General features: G+C 34.0%; 16 protein-coding genes. 4 read left to right on the top strand and 12 right to left on the bottom strand.

The annotated features are described in order from the left end of the window. The first annotated feature begins 35 nt into the window (after nt 1–35). On the top strand, nt 36–482 hold the full coding sequence (locus ASG22_RS15930) for a phosphohydrolase (RefSeq protein WP_082505031.1): 447 nt from the start codon (nt 36–38) through the stop codon (nt 480–482). A gap of 59 nt (nt 483–541) precedes the next feature. Here the strand turns inward: ASG22_RS15930 and ASG22_RS15925 are convergent, their stop codons facing one another. Together ASG22_RS15925 and ASG22_RS15920 are read right to left on the bottom strand one after the other, a co-directional pair. Further along, nucleotides 542–1,258 (bottom strand): DUF2490 domain-containing protein, encoded by a 717-nt coding sequence (locus ASG22_RS15925; RefSeq protein WP_055986908.1) that lies wholly within the window; start codon nt 1,256–1,258, stop codon nt 542–544. Nucleotides 1,259–1,331: 73 nt separating this feature from the next. Next, a complete protein-coding gene (locus ASG22_RS15920; RefSeq protein ID WP_055986906.1) occupies nt 1,332–3,143 on the bottom strand; it encodes a TonB-dependent receptor plug domain-containing protein in 1,812 nt (603 codons plus the stop codon). 581 nt (nt 3,144–3,724) lie between these two features. Between ASG22_RS15920 and uvrA the strand changes: the two genes are divergently transcribed. Continuing rightward, nucleotides 3,725–6,517, top strand: coding sequence for an excinuclease ABC subunit UvrA (gene uvrA, locus ASG22_RS15915; RefSeq protein ID WP_055986904.1), 2,793 nt, complete (start codon nt 3,725–3,727; stop codon nt 6,515–6,517). A gap of 440 nt (nt 6,518–6,957) precedes the next feature. Here uvrA and ASG22_RS15910 read toward each other — a convergent pair whose 3' ends face one another. The 9 genes from ASG22_RS15910 to ASG22_RS15870 all read right to left on the bottom strand — a co-directional run bounded on the left by ASG22_RS15910 (nt 6,958) and on the right by ASG22_RS15870 (nt 16,985). Further along, on the bottom strand, nt 6,958–7,776 hold the full coding sequence (locus ASG22_RS15910; protein WP_055986902.1) for a GLPGLI family protein: 819 nt from the start codon (nt 7,774–7,776) through the stop codon (nt 6,958–6,960). A gap of 1 nt (nt 7,777) precedes the next feature. Further along, nucleotides 7,778–8,950 carry a carboxypeptidase regulatory-like domain-containing protein gene (locus tag ASG22_RS15905; RefSeq protein ID WP_055986900.1) on the bottom strand — a complete coding sequence of 391 codons (1,173 nt, stop codon included), beginning with the start codon at nt 8,948–8,950 and terminating at the stop codon, nt 7,778–7,780. A 247-nt stretch (nt 8,951–9,197) separates the two neighbouring features. Beyond that, nucleotides 9,198–10,112, bottom strand: a complete 915-nt coding sequence (locus ASG22_RS15900) for a helix-turn-helix domain-containing protein (RefSeq protein ID WP_055986898.1) — start codon at nt 10,110–10,112, stop codon at nt 9,198–9,200. Between the two features lie 94 nt (nt 10,113–10,206). Then, on the bottom strand, nt 10,207–11,004 hold the full coding sequence (locus ASG22_RS15895; RefSeq protein ID WP_055986896.1) for an SDR family oxidoreductase: 798 nt from the start codon (nt 11,002–11,004) through the stop codon (nt 10,207–10,209). A gap of 353 nt (nt 11,005–11,357) precedes the next feature. Further along, a complete protein-coding gene (locus ASG22_RS15890; protein WP_055986894.1) occupies nt 11,358–11,864 on the bottom strand; it encodes an endonuclease V in 507 nt (168 codons plus the stop codon). A gap of 2 nt (nt 11,865–11,866) precedes the next feature. Next, on the bottom strand, nt 11,867–12,235 hold the full coding sequence (locus ASG22_RS15885) for a glyoxalase (RefSeq protein ID WP_055986893.1): 369 nt from the start codon (nt 12,233–12,235) through the stop codon (nt 11,867–11,869). Next, nucleotides 12,232–12,675, bottom strand: a complete 444-nt coding sequence (locus tag ASG22_RS15880; protein WP_055986890.1) for a GNAT family N-acetyltransferase — start codon at nt 12,673–12,675, stop codon at nt 12,232–12,234. Before ASG22_RS15880 ends, ASG22_RS15885 begins: the two co-directional genes overlap by 4 nt. A 118-nt stretch (nt 12,676–12,793) precedes the next feature. Beyond that, the gene (locus ASG22_RS15875) at nt 12,794–13,843 is read right to left on the bottom strand and encodes a M28 family metallopeptidase (RefSeq protein ID WP_055986889.1); all 1,050 of its coding nucleotides are present in this window, start codon (nt 13,841–13,843) and stop codon (nt 12,794–12,796) included. 142 nt (nt 13,844–13,985) lie between these two features. Further along, nucleotides 13,986–16,985: a LamG-like jellyroll fold domain-containing protein gene (locus tag ASG22_RS15870; protein ID WP_055986887.1), complete on the bottom strand. Its 3,000-nt coding sequence runs from the start codon at nt 16,983–16,985 to the stop codon at nt 13,986–13,988. 352 nt (nt 16,986–17,337) lie between these two features. Here ASG22_RS15870 and ASG22_RS15865 point away from each other — a divergent pair, with 352 nt between their 5' ends. Together ASG22_RS15865 and ASG22_RS15860 are read left to right on the top strand one after the other, a co-directional pair. Then, complete coding sequence (locus ASG22_RS15865; RefSeq protein ID WP_082505030.1) at nt 17,338–17,778, top strand: cupin domain-containing protein; 441 nt, start codon at nt 17,338–17,340, stop codon at nt 17,776–17,778. Nucleotides 17,779–17,938: 160 nt separating this feature from the next. After that, complete coding sequence (locus ASG22_RS15860; RefSeq protein WP_055986885.1) at nt 17,939–19,078, top strand: aminotransferase class I/II-fold pyridoxal phosphate-dependent enzyme; 1,140 nt, start codon at nt 17,939–17,941, stop codon at nt 19,076–19,078. Nucleotides 19,079–19,124: 46 nt separating this feature from the next. On the opposite strand, the gene ASG22_RS15855 is transcribed toward ASG22_RS15860, so the two are convergent. Beyond that, a complete protein-coding gene (locus tag ASG22_RS15855) occupies nt 19,125–21,851 on the bottom strand; it encodes a sodium-translocating pyrophosphatase (protein ID WP_055986884.1) in 2,727 nt (908 codons plus the stop codon). Between the last annotated feature and the right edge of the window lie 274 nt (nt 21,852–22,125).

Here is a 22,125-nt window from a genome sequence, read left to right as displayed (position 1 = left end):
ATTTTTTATTTTTGTACTTTAGTTTACACAGAAAAATGACAAAAGACCAAATGCTCCACCGGGCAATCAAAATAGCTGATAAAGCACACAAAGGTCAGACAGACAAATATCATGCTCCTTACATTGCTCACGTTATGCGTGTCATGGAATATGGGAAGACAATGGATGAAAAAATCGTGGGTGTTCTTCATGATGTTGTAGAAGATAATCCCGTTGAATTCAGTCTCGATTATTTAAGAGATCAGGGATTTCCTGAATATATTATTTTCGCCATAAGCTGCCTTACAAAATTTGATCCTGACGAAGAATATGATGATTTCGTCAAAAGGACCGAACGTTCTCCCCTTGCCGTTGCCGTAAAGTTAAACGATCTTCGTGATAACATGGATTTAAGACGTGTAAACCGCGAATTAACTTCAAAAGATATCAAAAGATTTAATAAATATTTAAAAGCTTATCATTATTTGATTGATAAATATTAAAAATAAACCCTCATTAGAAAATTCTAAAGAGGGTTTGTTTTATATTTAAATTATATTTTTTAATCCGCTCCCGGAAAATGATATGTTTTCGTCGGAGGATTGGTATCGTCGATATTGATGTTTAAAGCAAGATATACAAAATGAACATTTCTGTTGCCTTTTGCCTCAAATTCTCTCTGCCAGAGATAACCACCCAAAACACCAAAGTTTTCATCAATCTGATATCCCAAACCGCCATATACCCTGTTTCTCGCAAAAGTAGGTTTATTAGGTGATACAATAAAAATCTCGTCATAAACGTTGGTAAACAATGTTTTCGGTCCGATTTTCTTGGCATTCAAAGGAACTGAAATATTCAGACGGTAACGGTAGCGCATTCTTTCTGAGCTTTTGTCCGTTTGCGGTTCATAAAACCATGATTTTTCTGCACGAAGTCTGTTTTCAAATTTTACAATTCCTTTTTTGAAATCGATAACGTCCTGTAGCCAAACTCTGAATTCTTCTTTATTGATAGCGTGATCCTTATACGTTGCATATCTTCCCAATCCAATAAAAGGCTTGTGATTTTTGGTAAGATTATAGCCCAATCCACCTTTTATTTCGTAATAATCGGGATAGGTATAATCTTCAATTCCCCTTGACTGTCCCTCTGCATACAAGAAGAATTTCGGATGAAATTTATAAGTTATAGTCAGTGCATTGAAGCTGGAAATATGTTCCTGTGCCTTGAAAAATGTAACACTTAAAAGTAAACTCAAACTTACAAACAGTTTCATCTAAAAAATTTTTGCAAATGTAAATGAATTAACAATTTCGTAATATTAACTTTAATTAATTCTGAATTAACATTTATTTAATATTGATATTATAAGAAAAACCAATATGAAACCATCGCTGGGGCATCATTACACCGAAATTCTCTGTGTATGAAGTATTTGTAACATTATTAATTAAAACATAGACCGAAAAATCTTTTTTAGTAAAACTCAATTTTTCATCCAGGATTTGATAATCTCCCAGATTTGCTCTGTAATTATATCGGTAAACCAATTCATTTGTAAAATATTTCAGGAATTTAACATCTAATTTTGAAATAAATTGATGCTTCAGATTATCCAGAATATATCTTGAAACATTGCTGTTTGTGATAGCTGATTGTGTATCCAGATAAGTATAGCTAACAGAGTATTTAAGCCAGTTCAGCACTTTATGATCCCACTCCATTTCGATTCCTTTTGTTTCGGTATCTCCTACATTGAAGGCATACCAGGTCGGATCGTCCAACGTCTTTTTTGTCCAGTCGATTGAGTTTTTTGAATTTCTTAAAAAACCGCTGATTTTAGCTAAAAATTCTTTGTTCTGATATTGATAGCCTATTTCTGCTGAAACCGCATTTTCAGGCTGCAAATCAGGATTTCCTACTTCCGTTTTGCTTACATAATAAAGATCTGTAAAACTTGGAACTCTGGAAACTCTGGAAATATTTCCGTAAACTTTATTGTTTTGATTAAAATTATACCCAACATCTAATCCAGGATAATAAAAATTCCCGACTTTAGAATAATTTGCCCAGGAAATTCCCGGACTTATATTTAATTTTTTATCTAAGAAAGAAAAGTGATGTTCAAAGAAAAACTGCGAGACAAAACGATTTCTGTCTCCTAAATTGTTACTCGTCAAAAACTCTTTTCTCAATTCAATACCAATTCCCGTCGTTCCCAATCCCCATTGATAGCTGGAATTTACTTCTCCGCCCACATTATTTCCGATGTGCATATTTCTGTAGATTTCAGGTTTTTCTCTGTTAAACAGATACATATCCTGACCTCTTCTCCAATACACATTAGAATGAATTTTCAAATTTTTAAACGTTTGCTGATGTGCTAAACTAATGATAGAAGCCTGAGTTTCTTCATACTGCTCGGTAGCTTTTGGCGAAGAATAAAAACCGTTTGCTCCAAATTTCTTTTCCGAAAAACCTGCCTGCAATCTGATGTCACCATCTTTTATATTTAATTTGCTTTGATAAAAAACATTTCTGATCTCATAATCTGTATTGTACATATATCCCTGAGACGAGTTGGAATTTGCCTGAAGAGCATTTGAAAATTTTTCATTTCCCAACTGAGCATTCAGACCAAATCCGAAAGTTTCAAAATCTCCTGCTTCTGCGCTTATTTTAACTTTTTTACCGACATAAGTTTTCGTGATGACATTGATAATTCCGGCGTAAGCATTTTGTCCGAATCTTCTTGCTCCGGGACCTTTTATCACTTCAATCCGTTCTACATCTTCAAGATCAATCGGTAAATTCATTGAATTGTGCCCAGTCTGAGAATCATTCATTCTGATACCGTTCAACAATAAAAGTACCTGCTCAAAAGAACTTCCACGAAAGCTGATATCACTCTGCACGCCATTCGCTCCTCTCCTTCTGATGTCCATTCCGGCAACCTGCTGGAGAATTTCATCGATACTCTTTGCTGGAGAATTTTCTATATCATCTTTGGTGATCACTGTAATATTTTGATTGGCAATCTTGTAAGGTATAGAGATCAGTTTCCCTTGAATTTCAACAGACTCTATATCATTAGATTTTTCCTGTGCCTGTGCAAAAAACAGCATTCCAAGGAAAAAGATACTTCCGGCTTTTTTAATCATTTTATCAGAATTATTCTCAGTTGGTTAATTGAGCCCAAAAGTAATAGAGTTATAGAAGACATACAAATGATAGATGTCATAAAAAAAGATGCAGTTTTGGTGCATCTTCTTGGGAAGTAATTTCGTTTTATCTTTTTCTCATTAAATGTGTAACAAGATCTCTGAATAACTTTCTCATTTCTATATTACATATTTATGAATGCAATTTTAACAAATTTTACGATATAAAACAATACTATAGTCATAAAAAAGTATAAAAATCATAAAATTTAATATTGAGAAATAATTCACTCTAATGAGCAATATTTAAAGTATATAATTGTTTAAAATTTTAACCATCAATAATGTTCTATTATAGAAAAAATTTCACTTTATGATAATTCCCTGTTTAATGTTTTCAGTTTAAATAATTGATTTAAAGAAAATATTTAATATTTTAAATTTCTATGATTTGTTGTATTCTTTTATCTAAAATTCATCTTAATCATATATTTAATTCAAAACATTCTGCATCAAATTTGAATTAATTTAAGCAAAAAAATCCGTCAAAAATTCGTATTTTTGTTAGTCTTAATTTTACTATGGCTAATACAACAGATATAGATATAAAAAAACAGATTTTCGTTAAGAATGCACACCTTAACAATCTGAAACACATAGATGTTCTCATCCCAAAAAATAAATTAATCGTCATCACAGGAGTTTCCGGAAGCGGAAAATCTTCCTTGGCTTTTGATACTATTTATGCGGAAGGACAGAGAAGATATGTGGAGAGTTTGAGCTCTTATGCCCGTCAGTTTTTGGGAAAATTAGAAAAACCAAAAGTTGATGATATTAAAGGATTGGCGCCTTCCATCGCAATTCAGCAAAAGGTAATTTCTTCGAATCCACGCTCAACCGTAGGAACTTCGACGGAAATTTATGATTATATGAAACTTCTTTTTGCCAGAATCGGGAAAACAATTTCTCCGGTTTCAGGTGAAGAAGTAAAGAAAGACTCGGTAACAGACGTTGTTGATTTCATTAAATCTTCCAAAAAAGATTCTTCGTTTTTACTCACTGCTCCTTATGAATATGATGCTGCGAATTTTGGTGAAAACTTAAATGTTTTAAAACTTGCCGGATTCACAAGATTAGAAATTAACGGAAATGTGGCAGGAATTGAAGATCTGGAAAGTTTTGGTTTCACTCCCGAAAAAGGAATGGAAATAAATCTGGTCATCGACCGTTTTTCTTATGAAGAAGATGAAAGTTTCTTGCAGCGATTAGCAGATTCTATCCAAATGGCTTTTTATGAAGGTCGCGGATATTGTTCATTAAAAAATACGGATACAGGAAAAGTTAAAGAATTTTCAAATAAATTTGAGCTGGACGGAATCGAATTTTTAGAACCGAATGTTCATTTTTTCAGCTTTAATAATCCTTACGGTGCATGTCCGACGTGTGAAGGCTACGGAAAAGTAATTGGAATTGATGAAGATCTGGTCGTTCCTAATAAAGCATTATCCATTTTTGAAGATGCTGTTGCTTCCTGGAGAGGCGAATCAATGAGCGAATGGAAAAAAGATTTCATTAAAAAAGCAAAAGACTTCCCTATTCATAAGCCTTACCATCAATTAACCAAAGAACAGAAAAAATATCTTTGGAAAGGTGATGGAAAAGGAACATTTCCTTCGATTGACAATTTCTTCAAAATGCTGGAGGAAAATTTATACAAAATCCAGTATCGAGTAATGCTTTCCCGTTATCGTGGAAAAACGCTTTGCCCGACATGTGAAGGTTTGAGACTGCGAGAGGAAACTACTTGGGTAAAAATCGACGGACACAATATCCAATCGATGATTGAACTTCCTTTGGATGAACTTTTCCCTTTAATCAACAGCTTAAAATTATCCGAACACGATCAGGAAATTGCCAAAAGGTTATTATACGAAATCACAACGAGAATTGAATTTTTATTAAAAGTCGGTTTAGGATATTTAACGTTAAACAGAACATCAAATACGCTTTCAGGTGGTGAAAGTCAGAGAATTAACCTTGCTACAAGTTTGGGAAGCTCTTTGGTGGGATCTATTTATATTTTAGATGAACCTTCAATCGGACTTCACTCAAGAGATACAGAAAATTTAATTGAAGTTTTAATAAATCTTCGTGATCTCGGAAATACGGTAATCGTCGTAGAACACGATGAAGATGTAATGAAAGCTGCCGATTATATCATTGATATTGGTCCGGAAGCAGGTTATCTTGGCGGGGAATTGGTTTTTGCTGGTAACTATGATGAGCTGAAAGATGCGGATACTTTAACCTCAAAATATTTAACAGGAAGATTAGAAATTGAAGTTCCGAAAAAGCGCAGAAAAGCAAAAGAATGGATCAATATAAAAGGAGCTCGTCAAAATAATTTAAAAAATATTGATGTTGATATTCCCTTAGAAAGTCTTGCCGTAATTTCGGGAGTTTCAGGAAGTGGGAAATCTACTTTAATGAAAGAAATTCTAACGAATGACATTCAGATTCAGTTGGGAATGGGCGGAAAAAAAGGAGAATATGATTCTGTAGATTTTCCGAAAAAATTAATCAAGAATATTGAATTAATTGATCAGAACCCAATCGGAAAATCATCAAGATCCAATCCTGTAACCTATCTGAAAGCGTACGATGACATCAGAGATTTGTTTGCAAAACAAAAAGTCTCAAAAATGATGGGTTATAAACCTAAACACTTCTCTTTCAACGTAGATGGCGGTAGATGTGACGAATGTAAAGGTGAAGGTGTAATTAATGTTTCCATGCAGTTTATGGCCGACATTGAGCTCGAATGCGAAGTGTGTAAAGGAACCCGTTTTAAAAACGAAATTCTGGAAGTGAGGTTTGACGAGAAAAATATTTCTGATATTCTTCACATGACGGTTGATGAAGCACTGGAATTTTTCAGAGATAATAAAGAAGAAAAAATTGCGACAAAATTAAAACCTTTGCAGGACGTTGGTTTGGGATATCTGCAGTTGGGACAAAGCTCTTCTACCCTTTCAGGCGGTGAAGCGCAGCGTGTAAAGTTGGCCTCATTCCTAGTAAAAGGAGTTACAACAGACAAAACTTTGTTTATATTCGATGAGCCTTCAACGGGACTGCATTTCCATGATATTCAGAAATTATTAAAGTCTTTGCAGGCTTTGATTGATCTGGGACATTCCGTGATTGTGATTGAACATCAGCCGGATATTATAAAGTCTGCCGATTACATCATTGACATTGGTCCTGAAGCCGGAAAGCACGGCGGTGAAGTTGTTTTCGCAGGAACACCGGAAGATTTAGCTAAAAATAAAAAATCTCATACAGCAAAATATATTAAAGAAAAGCTGGAAAATTAAAAAAAAGAGCGTAAAATTTACGCTCTTTTTTTTCTTTTCAATTTGATCTTACAATTAAATTGTAAAATTTAAATATTACTTAATAAAAATAAATACTTGAGGATTGTCAGGATTATTTTATCCAAAGAAAAATGAAATGACCAAAGTTATCCACAAAAAATTGTGGATAACTTGTGAACTTTAACATTAAATTCATTGTAAGTAAAAAATTAATTCCTACATTTACTATGTAATAAATCTGAAAATGAATTCAATTTTTGCTTTCTTCAGTTTTGAAATTGCAATTAAATTTATAAAAATTTAAGCACAGCGTTGTCGGCTGTGCTTTTTTATTGTTGTCTAATTAAAAAAATGAGATGTATTTATCTACTGGATCCGCTTCTAAAGAGCGGGTTCTTTTATTTTAAAATACAAGTTTACCAAATTACCATCGATGATTTTTAAGGATAAACAATCGCTTTTTTCAGATCAATCGGATTATTATATTTTTTAATATTCTGTCTCAATCTCTCGTTTATTTCACGGGAATTGGCTGGATTTACCTTTGTTCCGTCGTTCAGGAAAAACTGGTCGCCTTTTCCTCCGTTTTTAAGATAATTTATCGGAGAATCATAAAAAGTAAGCTTCGTTTTTTTATACTTTTCCCAATCTACAGGTACACTCATTTGTCTTGACATCTCTATAAACTGGTTCTTCGCAGGTTTATCTATTTTTACCGATTTTACCAATTCAAATTTATAATTTTCTTTATCATCATACAATTCTACGATCAAACCAGGAAGTCCATGAAACTTGTAAGGACCTTCCTGAAACGGAATTTCTTTCGTAAACCATGCCGTCCATTTTCTGCCGCCGAAAGTTGTGGTTGCTTTTTGTAACATCAGATCATTAACTTTTTTATTTTCATTGGTCAATTTCCAGTTTTGAGAATCTTTGGATTGAAGTTTTAAAATAATATTTCCTTCCAACAAATCAAATTCATCATAATTCTCATCGCCTTTTTTGTGAAAAACAATGGTTGAAGTGTTTAGTTTTGTTCCTTTCGGAAATTCGATATTATTAACAATCAAAGAATCTGCGATAAAAAAATCTCTTGTATAATACGTAACATTTTCGTTATCAATATCCAAATGATAATTTTCTTTCATGAACATCGTTGAAGTTGAATCTTTTTTGTAAACTACATCATAAATAAAACGATGTGTTTGCGCCTTCATTAAAGCCCCGGTAATTAAAAAAGTAAATAGTAGTTTTTTCATGTTATTTCTCGTCTATAAATTCCTGTTCTTCTTTTGATAATGCTATTTTACTGTCTTTTTGTTCATGGTTCGGAATGTTTTCCCACATATTTTTGGTCATATCTATTCTATTCGGAAGACTTTCATTTTTTGCTTCTCTAAAGGTCTGGAAAGTAACTTTTCTTTCGTAAGTTCGGCTGTGTTTTTCACCATTGAAAGTTATATATCCATCACTTTCTATATTGGCTTGTGAAGGAAGATATTTATTATTTTTTTTATAAAAATCGAAGCTTATTGTTCCAGTTCCAGCCTGAAATTCATACTCTTTTCCATTTTTATCATTTACTTTATAGGGAGCAAAACCACTTTGATCAAAATCCAGTTCATAATGTGTAATTACTTTATCAATAGCATTGTAAAGCAGAGTGCCCTCCACCTTTATTCCTGGCATTGTTTCTATTTTAAATAAAATTGTCTGTTCATTATTATCATCGGCAACAATTTTCCCTGAATATTTTGCTCCAGCCACATTTATGTGAAGCAATATTCTTCTGAGTTCATAATTCAGAAAAAAATTTCCTCCCACTTCATTTTTCTTTACATTGGTTTGTGAAATCGAATCCAAGTCACTTTTTATAAATTTAAAATATTTGATATTGTTGAGTTCGATCTGAACAAATTTGTCATAATCTTCCCTGTTACTGAACTTGAAATTATACGCATTCGAAAGTGCCCAGAACTTTGCTTCAGCAATCACGAGAGAGTTTGTTTTATCGTCAACTGTATATTTCTGCTTAAAAATAATATCATAAAGAGAAGGTTTGCTGTAATATCTTTTAGAATAATTGTCTCTTACATCTTCAAAAAGTTTTTTAATATCAATATTGGTAATTTTTATTTCTTCAATATCTCTGTACAAAAGTTTAAGCTTAATAATCGGAGTAAATTGAGTCAGCTTTTCTGTTTGGTATCCTACCTTTGAGACTTCGAGATTGATCGTATTTTCAGGAATCATGGCGACACCATCATCATTGGTATAAATTATTTCTGCCGGTAAAATAATTCTTGCATTCGGAATTGGTTTTCCGTCTTCGGCACCAATGATTTTTAGATTTTTTAAGTTTTGAGAAAAGAAAAAGCTATAAAGAAATAGAAAGCCCGTAAAAAGAAGCTTCCTCGAGAGATGTTCAGTCATAATTTGTAGTGGTCTTAATTTTTTGTCAAAATAAGTCCAATTTATCTACATCATGAGAATTAGAAATAATAAAGTTTTTATAATTTTCATCAGGGAACTGTTAAGGTTTTATTTTAATTTTTTAACAACTGAAAGAAAAAATATATTTTTAGTTAAATATCTCTTAAATGCTTTATTTTATTCGTTTCTGAAAAATAGCAAACGCCTGTAAATTTTACAGGCATTTGTTGATGATTTATATATAGTTTTAATTAAACGATAATTTATAGTTCAGAGGAGTTGTATTCGTTTTCTTTTTAAATAATTTATTAAAAGACTGTGAATGTTCAAATCCTAACTGGTAAGCCACTTCAGAAACTGAAAAATTTGTTGTCGTGAGATATTCTTTTGCTTTTTCAATTAATTTTTCATGAATATGCTGTTGTGCATTTTGCCCTGTTAGATTTCTTAGCATATCACTTAAATAATGCGTCGACAAATTCAGCTTTGAAGCGAGAAATTCTACGGTCGGAAGTCCTTTTGTAAGCGTTTCCTGTTGATTAAAATAATCTTCTAAAAGATCATCCATTTTAGTTAAAAGATCATGGCTGACGACTTTTCTCGTGATAAATTGTCTTTTATAAAAACGATTACTGTAATTTAGCAAAACTTCAATATAAGAAATAATAACATCTTGGCTAATTTCGTCAATTGCCGTATTCAGTTCATCATTAATATTATTCAGCAAACCTACGATTAACGTTTTTTCTTTATCAGATAAATGCAAAGCTTCATTCGTATCATAGGAAAAGAAGCCATATTTCTTAATATTTTTCGCCAGAGGATAATTTCTCAAGAAATCCGGATGAATGAACAAAGTATATCCATAATATTTCGCATTTTCATCTGTCATCAACACCTGATTCGGAGCGGTAAACATCATTCCTCCTTCATTAAAATCATAATATCCCTGTCCATAACCCATTTTTCCATTTTCAGAAAATTTATAGGAAATTTTGAAAAAACTGAGGGTAAAACTTCGGTCTAAAAAGGATTTATCTACTTCCATTTCACCATTATTCACTAAACTGATTAAAGGATGAAGTGGTTTCGGCAACTGTAAAATGGTATGCAGTTCCGAAATAGACGAAATTTTTAATGGAGATGTATCTTTCTTTTCCATGATTAAAGATATAAAAATATTAAGGAGACAAAATTCGTGATCTGCTATTTTAGATTAAAACTTCAGCAATTCAAACCCAAATTTCAGATCTGATTTAGATAAACTGTTTTCCAAACTGCTCTCTGAAAGCTTCTGCGCCCATTTCCAAACGCTGTGCATATAAAGCTTTCGAGTCTTCTCCGGCTTGATATCGTAATTGTTTTTTGCCGTCCGTTGCTGCTTCATAGATTACTTCGGCAATCACTTCCGGTTCTGAAGCTCCTTCCATCATTGCATCCGTATTAGACATCATTTTATCAATCATTCCCTGGTATTCAGGATGCGTTCCCATATCTAAAGAACGGGTGATAAAATCGGTTTTAATTCCTCCCGGGGAAACCGTTTTTACATCAACTCCGAAAGTATTTAACTCAAAAGCTAAGCTTTCACTCCAGCCTTCCAAAGCCCATTTCGTTGCATGATACGTTGATCCCAATGGAAATGCAATCAATCCACCGATAGAAGTTGTGGTGATAAACATTCCGCTTTTTTTCTCTCTGAAATAAGGGATAAATTCTTTAGTTACACGAATTACTCCCAACAAATTAGTATCCAGTTGTCTGAGAATCTGATCATCATTTAGTGATTCCAATGGACCGATTAATCCGTAGCCTGCATTATTTAATACCAAATCGATATCACCGATTTCAAGTGCTTTTTTTAACGTTGATTTAATTTGCTCTAAATTGGTAACGTCCAAAGGAAGAAGCGTAACATTTTCTAATTGAGTTAATTCCGTTTCAGCTTCTGGGTTTCTCATCGTTGCAATAACGTTCCATCCTTTGCTTTGAAATAATTTTGCGGTTGTTTTGCCTAGTCCTGTTGAGGCACCTGTTATAAAAATTGTTTTCATTTTTTAATTTGTTTAAATTTTACATGACAAAGGTCTACACTTGTGAAAAGATTAAAGTTGCCAAAACGGATATTGATGTAGCCAAAATGGAATTAACAAAAGATATTTCAATTTCTTAGCAAACAATAAATTGAAGTTGAAAAATAAAAAACCGGTGGATATGGCCGCCGGTTAGAAAAAACAAAAATTGATATGGATATGATTAGATATGTGTTTTCCTCATACTTTTCTGGTGATTGGTTGATTAATTTTTACTTGCACAAATTTATATTTATTTAGAATTAATAAAAATAATATTGTACTGATATTTGTCAGTTTAGTGAAATAAATAAAACTTTTGAAATCATTCCAAATTAATCGTCAATTCTTGTTAATTGATCTAATTTTTTCAATAATGTCGGAATCCTGAAATTTCCGTGCATTTTTTCTATTTTTGGCTGAATGAAATCTACATCAATACCTTTTGCTGTGAGGAAAATCGGTGTTTTACTTTCACCTCGGCAAATTGATCTTCTTTGAGAATCAGGGCTTTTAAAATCATTCTTGGCAATACCAATTACAGGAATTTCCTTTTCTAAGGCTTCATAAAGATAGCCTCCCAAACCAATTTTCCCATCGTCGTCTAAAGTCACATAGCCATCAACAATGATCAGATCGTTTTCTTTAAGATTGATTTTTTTTAATAAACTTAAAATACAAGGCAATTCTCTCTTGTAGAAAGCACCACTCTCATATTCGGAAGTGATATCTGTTTTTTCTCTGAAAATTTCTGTTTCCTGTTCAGAATCCCAATGTTCAAAGGCAATACAGACAGTATTTGCGTAATCTGGATAATAATAGGTGTCGAAAGCGTAAATCATAATTATTTAGTGACAAATTCACCGAAGTGCCATAAAATTCCAGAAGGATCGTGTACAAAACATTCTTTTCCCCAATCCATTGTTCTAATAGGTATTAAGCGAACATTTTCATATTTTTCAGGAAGTTTCAATTGTGTAAGTTCCTGCCAGAAATTTTCAACATTTTCCACTTCTATAAAAAGCATTGTATTATCAATCCAATCTTTGATATAAGCATCCTGAAGATAAAAACCGACTTCATTCCATCTGAATAAAGAGAGTTTCGGCTCTAAAATAATTTCTTCAAACCCTAAATCTTTGTAAAAATTTCTGCTAATTTCAAAATTTTCAGAACCTATGAACGGACGGATTGTTTTTATTTTTTGATTCATAAATGTTTATTTTTCCAGTTTTGATATGTCATTTCAAACTTAATTTCATTTTTACCATGCATTCCGATTTGTTTCCATCCGGATTTTCTATAAAAGGTTTCAGCTCTAGTATTGGGTGAAGTTCCCAACCAAATATTTTCCTGTGTTTGGCTAAAATACCAATCAAGCATACAATCATGAAGTTTTCTGCCAATGCCTTTCTTTTCAAAATCAGGATGTAAAAATAAAGCCCAGACATTATTCTCTTTTACATCTACGATAGAAAAGCCTACGATCTCAGCATTGATTTCACAAACCCAGCCTTTCCCTCTTTCAAAAAGGAATTCTTCACAATCTTTATCGGTAACCAAATTTGGATTAGACAATGTATTTTCTTTTACACTGTTTCTTACGATCTGAATCTGTTGAATATCTTCTATTTTAGCTTCTCGAATTTCCATATTCAATTTCACTTTAACATAAACCTATAAGACATTATTTCTTATAGGTTTATGAGTATTGTTTACAATTTAGTTTAAGTAAATTCTAACATAATTTATTCAATTAGACAATTAGAAATTATTTTTTATCAACTACAATTCTGTCTTTTCTGTTAGCCAATTCCCAAGCAGTAGCGAAGACAAGCTGTGTTCTTTTTTGTAACAAAGGATAATCAATTTTCTCCACATCATCAGTCGGTTTATGATAATCTTCATGAATTCCGTCGAAGAAAAATGCCACCGGAATATTATTTTTCGCAAAATTATAATGGTCTGATCTATAATATAATCTCTGCGGATCGGCCGGATCGTCATATTTATAATTCAGCTCAAGTTTATTCGTATTTTTGTTGGCTGCCTCATTGATTACTTTTAACTGAGAACTTAGCATTTCAGATCCAATTACATACACATACTGTTTTCCTCTATTTTCAGGATCATCACGACCAATCATGTCAATATTGAGGTCAACAACTGTATTTACCAATGGAAAAACCGGGTTATCCGTATAAAATTCAGAACCGAAAAGCCCGTGTTCTTCACCCGTTACGTGTAGAAATAAAATTGATCTTTTTGGTCCGTGTCCTGCTTTTTTAGCACTTTGAAAAGCTTTTGCAATTTCCATTACGGCTACCGTTCCACTTCCATCATCATCAGCACCGTTATAAATAACCCCGCCTCTTGTTCCGACATGATCATAATGCCCCGAAATCACAACAATTTCATTTGGTTTTTCACTTCCTTCGATGAAAGCAAGAATATTTTCAGAATCAGGAAGCGTTTCGCCACCTCTTTTTTTCATGTAATCCGATGGAACTTTCTGATAATAAGACCCCAAAGCTTTTGGATAAAAAATTCCCAGATTCTTATAATAATTAATCATATATTCACCTGCTTTCTTCTGACCGGAACTCCCTGTATCACGTCCTTCCATTTCGTCTGAAGCAATAACATATAAGTTTTTCTTAAGATCTTCGGCTTTAATCTCTTTATAAGCTGCAAGAAAAGCATTATCACCTTTTACTTCTGCCGTAGAAGATTTTGATGTTGAATCGTTTACAGAAGTCTTCGTTGTTCCACAGCTTACAAGCACAGCAACTGAAAATAACGGAATGATTAATTTTTTCATTTAAAATAATTTCTTTAAAAATAATAAAATTTATTCAATAGCAAGTTGATTTTTCTCTGTTAGGCTCATCAATAAAAATCCTTTCAAATGAGTTTGAAAGGATTTTTTACTAAATATGAATTAACTAAAGTGTGCTTGTAGTTTATTTAACAATAACTTTAAAATTACTGTTCAGGTTTTCTCCTGAAACGTTCAGAATATAATTTCCTGATGTTTTTTTGCCTGAAACATTTAAATTAAAAGTCCCGTTTCCATCAACTTTCAGTTTTTCTTTAATGATAATCTTTCCTGTCATATCAAGCAAAGTTGCCGTTATATTAGATTTTTTATACTCTGGAAGTTTAATGAAAATCTGATCTTTTACAGGATTCGGATATACTGTTCCTACATTTTTACTGATACTAAATTCTGCATTCCCCAATACTGCCTGATTGTACAACGCAGATATTTCGGTAGTAGATAAAGCATAATTGTACATTTTAAGTTCATCAAATGCACCTCTGTAAGGAGCCGGAGCGTTGGTTGTTGATAAAAATTCCAATTCTCCGATGTTTCCGATAATCAAATCACTTACTTCACCAATACCTGTAACCGCAGTTTCATCTCCTTCAGAACTGAGAACACCGTTTGTGTAAATTCTCATTTTATGCGCAGTAATATCTCTCTGGATCACAACATGAACCCAGTTGCCTGTAAAGTAATTGGCAATTGGTGATGTAATCTCCTTTTTCGTAATATCGTCATCGATAGCATATCGTAGCTGACCTCCTTTTATTTCTACATTAAAACGTTTACCCGTTGCTCCTGTTGCCGTATTTTTAGTAAATGAACCTTTACACAAAACATAAAGACTTGTAGCCGAAGACGATGGAATCATGCTTACCGGAGCTTTCATCCAATAAGAAACGGTAAAAGAATTAGTATTAAATAAAATCTGATCCTGATGCGGAATACTCGCAATGTACGGAGTACTCGGTGAAGTTGCAAGATCAAGTGCATAATTCTCTTTTCCTGTTACTCTTACGCTGGCGTTATCATAGGCAACATTTAATGTCCCATGATTGGCATACGATGTTAGATCAGCAATTTGTTCACCCGCTAAAGGAGGTTCTGCAAATGGCCAGTTACCGACAAGACTTGGCGTTAAAGCACGAAAATTCCACACATCGCCTGTCACAGATCCAAGTGCATTAGACGCATCAACTCTCCAATAATAATTGGTTGCGGTATTTAAACTACTCAATTGATAAGATGGCGCAGCTGAATAAGGTACAGTCGCAATATTATTTAAGTTTAAGGGATTTGTTCCGAAATAAACAGTGTAATTTGTTGTATTCGTACTGCCCGTCCATTTCAAAAGCAGATTGCCGTTAGTCAATTGCACATCATTAAAACCATTTGCAGGAGTTGGATTAACAGGTTTTGTCGGCGCAGATGGAATTGGTGGTGTCGTTACCGATGCATTGGCATATACCGAAGATTCCGTAGCATTCGTTGCCTTTACTCTATAATAATATTGAGTATTCGGTGTTAATCCTGTTTCATTATAACTGGTTGTATCAGCAGCTAATGTTGCAATTACGCTATAATTAGTACCATTTGTTGAACGTTCTAATACATAATTTGTTTCATTTGCTGCATTATCAGCCCAATTTACGGTTAAGGAACTTGATGGCGAAACCGATGTAGTCAATGCATTCGTAAAATTCAAGTTAGTTGGCGGAATAATAAATTCTGAAGGAGCGGTGTTGGGTAAACCATTAATATAAACCTCGATATTCAGATAAGGTGCGTGAGTTGTACTGACTGCCAGTGCATCAAAAACATTCGGATTTAATCCGTTAGCAGTTTCCCATGCATCCGGCATTCCGTCATTATCGGTATCCAAAGGAGCCGGAGCACCGTAAACGTGTCCTGCACCACCATTTGTAAAACCGAATTGTGTTGTTAAATCACTTTGTACATACACATAAGTTGCTGTTGTTCCTTTCGATTGCAGATCTGAAATCATTAACTCATCTACCTGATCACGTCTCGGATAAGACGCTCCTGCGCTTGCAATAATTTTATCATAAGCAGCCTGAGCTGTTAATGTTGTACTCTGCATCGGATAATCATACGGAGCCGACTGTATTGCTGCCAGGTCTCCTACAGGATATCCTGTTAAATTTTGAGGAACTAAAGTACCATCTAATACTCCATTTTTATTGTTATCGAAATAATTTCCGGCTCCATATAAATTGAAATTGGCATTTCCTACGCTAAACGGTGTAGTAACCGCACTGTTTGTATTGGGACCTCCGATGAAATAATTATTGATGATATTCGCATAAGAACTCCCCGCAGAATCGCCTCCCATAATATAAGCTTCTCCGGATTGTGTGTGCCCATATGTATTCCCGTAATTTCCCCAGTTGTAAACCACATTGTTTACGAACTCATTAATTCCTTTAATTTTATTATTTCTGGTTTTATTACAGATATATAAATTACCGATTAAACTGATCTTTCCACCAGGTGGCGGTTGCATCAATCCTCCCGCAGAATGATTGTGACGGTGCATTCCCTGTCCGATAATACAATTCTGAAGCGTTATATTATCAGGGCTCGTTCCATTATTATCCCAGTTTACGGAAAATACTTCATCTGTACCCCACGTAAAAGTCATATGATCTAAAATGATATTGGCACCATTGGATATTCCCGATGCATCCTGATTTTGAGATGTTCCGCCATAACGAATTCTAAAATATCGGGCAATCGTATTATTCGCTCCCGAAAAAGATACCCGAGGTCCTAAAAATACAATTCCTTCTCCCGGGGCAGTCTGTCCCGCAATCGTTGTATTGGGAGCAACCGCTACAATCGACTGTAGATTAACAATACCTCCGACCTTAAAGATAACGAATCGCCCAGGCTGACTTACCGCATCACGAAATGAACCTGCTCCACTGTCATTTAAATTAGTAACCAGATAAATTTGAGGGTTTGCTGCACCTCTGGCACCTGTAGTGTATCTACCAAAACCTGTTGCTTCAGGAAATGCTAAAGTCTGAGCATCTAAACCTATAGCAGATAATGTTAATCCGCAAAAAAGTAAAGATTTAAAAGCTTGCTTACCTAGTAAAGATTTATGTTTCATAAATATTAATTTTATATGAACCAATCTACCTACAAACCCAAATATGAGCATCCTGCCCCGTCCTGCTACCCCGTTAAAAATCAAATATTTACATTTACAATATATAAAAAGGCATTATATCTATACTTATCGTAATAGCAGAATATCTGTTATTTACTAAATAAATCCTGCAGCTTTCCATGACTTCATTCGCTAAAATTTAAGGAGAAAATCAATTGAAAGACAATGATTTTAAGTTAATTTCAATTTGCAATTTGAATAAAAAGAAAAATTAGAGAGAATTGAATATCTTTGAATAAATTGCTTTACTAATTTCAAATTAGACTGAATTTTTATACAAGCATCAACAAATATGACAAGATCTACCAAATTTACATCAGCAGTAGTTATGGGCATTCTATTTCAACAGTTTGGATATGCTCAAAAAATATCCACTAAAGAAAATCCTACACCTTATACCATAGAAAATTGTGTAAATGAATTTGATTTGTCTAAAGCAACAAAAACAAAAGTGGGCTATCAGTATTGGTTTGCCGATAAAAAATTTACTGAAGAAAATACTTTAAAAATGAGCATTGTAGAACCCGGAAAATCGACACACGCACCCCATCGCCATCCGGAGGAAGAGTTTTTCTATATTCTTGAAGGAACAGCTTCTTTTTATCTTGACGGTAAAACAGTGACTGTTGGTCCAAATACAAGTTTATATTGTCCTCCCAATTCGGAACATGGTATCAGTAATGCAGGAAATATCGATCTTAAATATTTAGTTATAAAAAAGGATTTACGTTAGTTTTATGAGAATCTTTTTACCAAAACAATAGCTCTAACACAAAATTCAAAAACATATAAAATATTTAAAATCAATTAATTAACCTTAATTTACTTCATCAAAAAACTTTATCATTTCTGGATTGCAATTTTTCTTATATTTGGTATATAGGCAAAAATTAATGGATAAAATCTACGAGTTCAATCATTATACTTTTTTCACTGAAATGTCTGAACTGGCTTCAAGGCACAACAGTTTTGATTTGTCTTTGGGATTGCCCGATTTCGAGATTGATCCGACATTAAGATACTATCTAAAAGAATCGGCTGATATTATTACTCACAGCTATGAATCTCTTGCTGGAAATCCTTTATTATTAGACAGTATTGTTACATTTAATGCCAACAGAAAAAATAGTCTTTATGTAAAAAAAGAAGAAATCAATGTCGTCCCTTGCTCAACTTTTGCTTTATATACTTCACTTAAATCTATTTTAAATCAAGGAGATGAGGTAATTATCATTCAGCCTTCTTATTATACGTACGCTCCATCGATTGTTTTGAATGGCGGAATTCCTGTTTATTACGATCTTGATGAGGATTTCACCATTAATTGGGAAAAATTAAAATCTTATATTTCATCAAAAACAAAAGCAATCATAATCAATTCACCACAAAATCCGACAGGAAAAATCCTGACTAAAGAAAATTGGGATGATTTATATGAACTTATAAAAAACAGAGAAATTTATATTATTTCTGAGGAAATCTATGATATTTACTGTTATGATGGGATCGAGCATTACAGTCCTTTTCATCATCCTCAGCTCAAAGAAAGAACATTTTCTATTTTTTCATTCGGAAAAATGTTTCATGCAACAGGCTGGAAAGTAAGTTATTTGCTCGCATCCGAAGAATTGCTGAAGAAATTCAGATGTTATCAGCAATACATTTCCTTCAGCACAAATTCCCCTGCACAGTACGCTATAGCAAAATATTTGAATGTTTTTAATCCTGATGAAAACCGAAAAATGATGCAGGATAAAAGGGATATTTTTAATGATTTAATTCAAAATACGCCATTAATTATAGAACAAAAATCTGCCGGAGGTTTTTTTCAAACCGTTAATTTCAGAAATGTTTCTAAAACAATGACCGATGTTGAATTTTCAAAATGGCTGACTGTTGAGAAAAAGGTATCGTGTCTTCCGCTTTCTGCCTTTTACAATTCAAAGCAAAATTCTGATTATATACGATTCAGCTTCGCCAAAAAAGACGAATTGATAATTAATGCTTTGGAATATTTAAAAGAAAATTTATAACAAAAAGCACCGCTTATGCAGTGCTTTTGATAGTATTGAATATTGTCTAAAGAGCGAGAACTCTCACATCAATTCTTCTGTTTTTCGCTTTACATTCATCCGTATCATTCGATTCACAAACAGGATGTTGAGAACCGTAGCCTTCCGCTTCTACCCGATCTCCGGCAATACCTAATTCTAATAATTTAAGTTTTGCAGTCTGCGCTCTTAAATTTGACAGTTTCTGGTTGCTCTCTTCATCTCCTGTATTGTCTGTATAACCGCCTAATTTTATCTTTACATCAGGATAAGCATTTAAAATTTCAACTAAATTTAATAGCTGAACTTCGGAACCGCCTCTCAGCTCGCTTGAACCCGTTTCAAAATAGAGATTTTCGATCGTAAACCATTTATTGGGATCTAAAACTGCCTGATCTTTATTTTTAATTAAATTATATAATTGGTACAACTGACTTCCTTCGCCAATAGAAATTTTCTTACCGCCTTTTAATTGTACTTCCTGAATATTTCCTGTGTCATATACAAAATCTCCGTTTTCGTTTAGATGACCTTTAATTTCTCCGGGAATGATAACTGATGAATGATTTCCTGAAATCGTTTTAGCACCTTTTATTCCCGTTAAACTTTCAATTTTTGCCTGTCTGTTTGCTTCAATTTTATCTTTATGCAAAACTGCCAAAGTCGGCGCAATTACCAATGAAACAATTGACATTAATTTGATTAAAATATTCATAGACGGTCCGGAAGTATCTTTAAACGGATCTCCCACTGTATCTCCTGTCACAGAAGCTTTGTGCGGTTCTGAACCTTTATAATAGGTCTGTCCGTTGATTTCCACTCCTTTTTCAAAAGACTTTTTAGCATTATCCCAGGCTCCACCCGCATTGTTTTGGAACATTCCCATTAAAACACCGCAAACCGTTGCTCCGGCAAGAAAGCCTCCTAACACTTCAGGTCCAAAAATAAATCCGATCAATAAAGGAGAAATAATAGCAATTGCTCCAGGAAGCATCATTTTTCTGATCGAAGCATCCGTTGAAATTGCCACACATTTTTCATATTCAGGTTGAGCTTTGCCTTCCAAAATCCCCGGGATCTCACGAAACTGTCGTCTTACTTCCTCTACCATTGCCATGGCTGCCTGTCCGACCGCTGTGATTGCCAGTGAAGAAAAAATAAATGGAATCATGCCTCCTACAAACAATCCTGCTAAAACATCAGCTCTGTAAATATCAATCCCATCAATTCCCGCAATTCCGACAAAAGCGGCGAATAAAGCCAACGCCGTTAAAGCTGCTGATGCGATTGCAAAACCTTTTCCTGTAGCTGCCGTTGTATTTCCTACGGCATCCAGAATATCTGTTTTTTCACGTACTTCTTTTGGTAATTCACTCATTTCAGCAATACCTCCGGCGTTATCAGCAATCGGTCCAAAGGCATCAATTGCCAACTGCATTGCCGTTGTTGCCATCATTCCTGCTGCTGCAATGGCAACCCCGTACAATCCGGCACAAAGGTAAGATCCGTAAATTCCGCCTGCCAAAACAATGATCGGAAGCAAAGTTGATTCCATACCCACTGAAAGTCCACCAATAATATTCGTTGCATGACCTGTTGATGATTGTCTGACAATACTTTTAACCGGTCTTTTGCCCATTGCCGTATAATATTCTGTAATGATACTCATTAAAGTACCAACAACTAATCCTACCATAATTGCCCCGAAAACACCCATTTTAGTGAATTCGTGACCTCTTAAAATCATTTTATCCGGCAAAATATAAGTTACCAGAAAATAAGAAGCTACCGCTGTGATCACAATACTTCCCCAGTTTCCAAGATTTAACGCATTCTGAACGCTTGAAGTTGAAGAATCTTCATTATCATTAATTCTCACGAATAAAGTTCCTATCATGGAAAATATAATTCCTGTTCCGGCAATCAACATTGGTAAGAGAATAGGAGCAAACCCTCCGAAAGAATCTTCTGAAATCGTTTCTCTTCCTAATACCATTGTTGCTAAAACCGTTGCTACGTAAGAACCAAATAAATCGGCTCCCATTCCGGCAACATCACCAACGTTATCTCCTACATTATCAGCAATTGTAGCAGGATTTCTTGGATCATCTTCAGGAATTCCGGCTTCTACTTTTCCTACTAAGTCAGCACCTACGTCGGCAGCTTTCGTATAAATTCCGCCGCCTACTCTGGCAAACAAAGCAATTGATTCTGCACCTAAAGAAAATCCTGTAAGAATTTCAATGGTTCTTTCCATTTCATGAGAATCGACCGTGGATTCGGGAGCAAAAATTTGTTTGATGATTAAAAATAAAGAACCCAAACCTAAAACCGCTAATCCTGCAACGCCCATTCCCATTACAGAACCTCCTGTAAAAGAAACTTTTAATGCTTTAGAAAGGGACGTTTTTGCAGCTTCGGCAGTTCTCACATTGGCTTTTGTAGCGATCTTCATCCCGATGAAACCTGCCAAAGCTGAAAATATTGCTCCCACAACGAAAGCAAGACCGATACTCCAATGTGAATTTGAATTTGTCATTCCCATTACTGCTAACAGAATAGCTACAATGACCACGAAATAAGTTAAGACTTTGTACTCTGCTTTTAGAAAAGCCATGGCACCGTCAGCGATATGTCCGCTGATAATTTTCATTTTTTCATTTCCGGCATTTTGCTTATTGACCCAGTTACTTTGAATAAAAGTGAACAACAAAGCAGCCACACCAAAAATTGGTACTAACATAAATAAGTTCATAGTTTAATATTTTTTTGGTAATAGAGTATTAAATATAACGAATTATTCCCACGAATGATCTGAAAAATATTATAACTGACTAAAAATTAGAAGTTAAACGATTAAATAATCAAAATCTAATCATAGTCTAATTATGGATTTTCCGAAAATCGTATTTTCATTACAGTCATGAGCTATATAAATATTGTACCAAAAGAATATACCATGACTGCAGTCCTAGCCCGGCTTTTCGCACTCGCTATTTTTAATTTTGAGGTTGCGGCGGCAAAGCCGC

This window comes from Chryseobacterium sp. Leaf405 (genome assembly GCF_001425355.1).
Taxonomy (GTDB): Bacteria; Bacteroidota; Bacteroidia; order Flavobacteriales; family Weeksellaceae; genus Chryseobacterium.
This window is presented reverse-complemented; position numbering and strand designations above follow the sequence as displayed.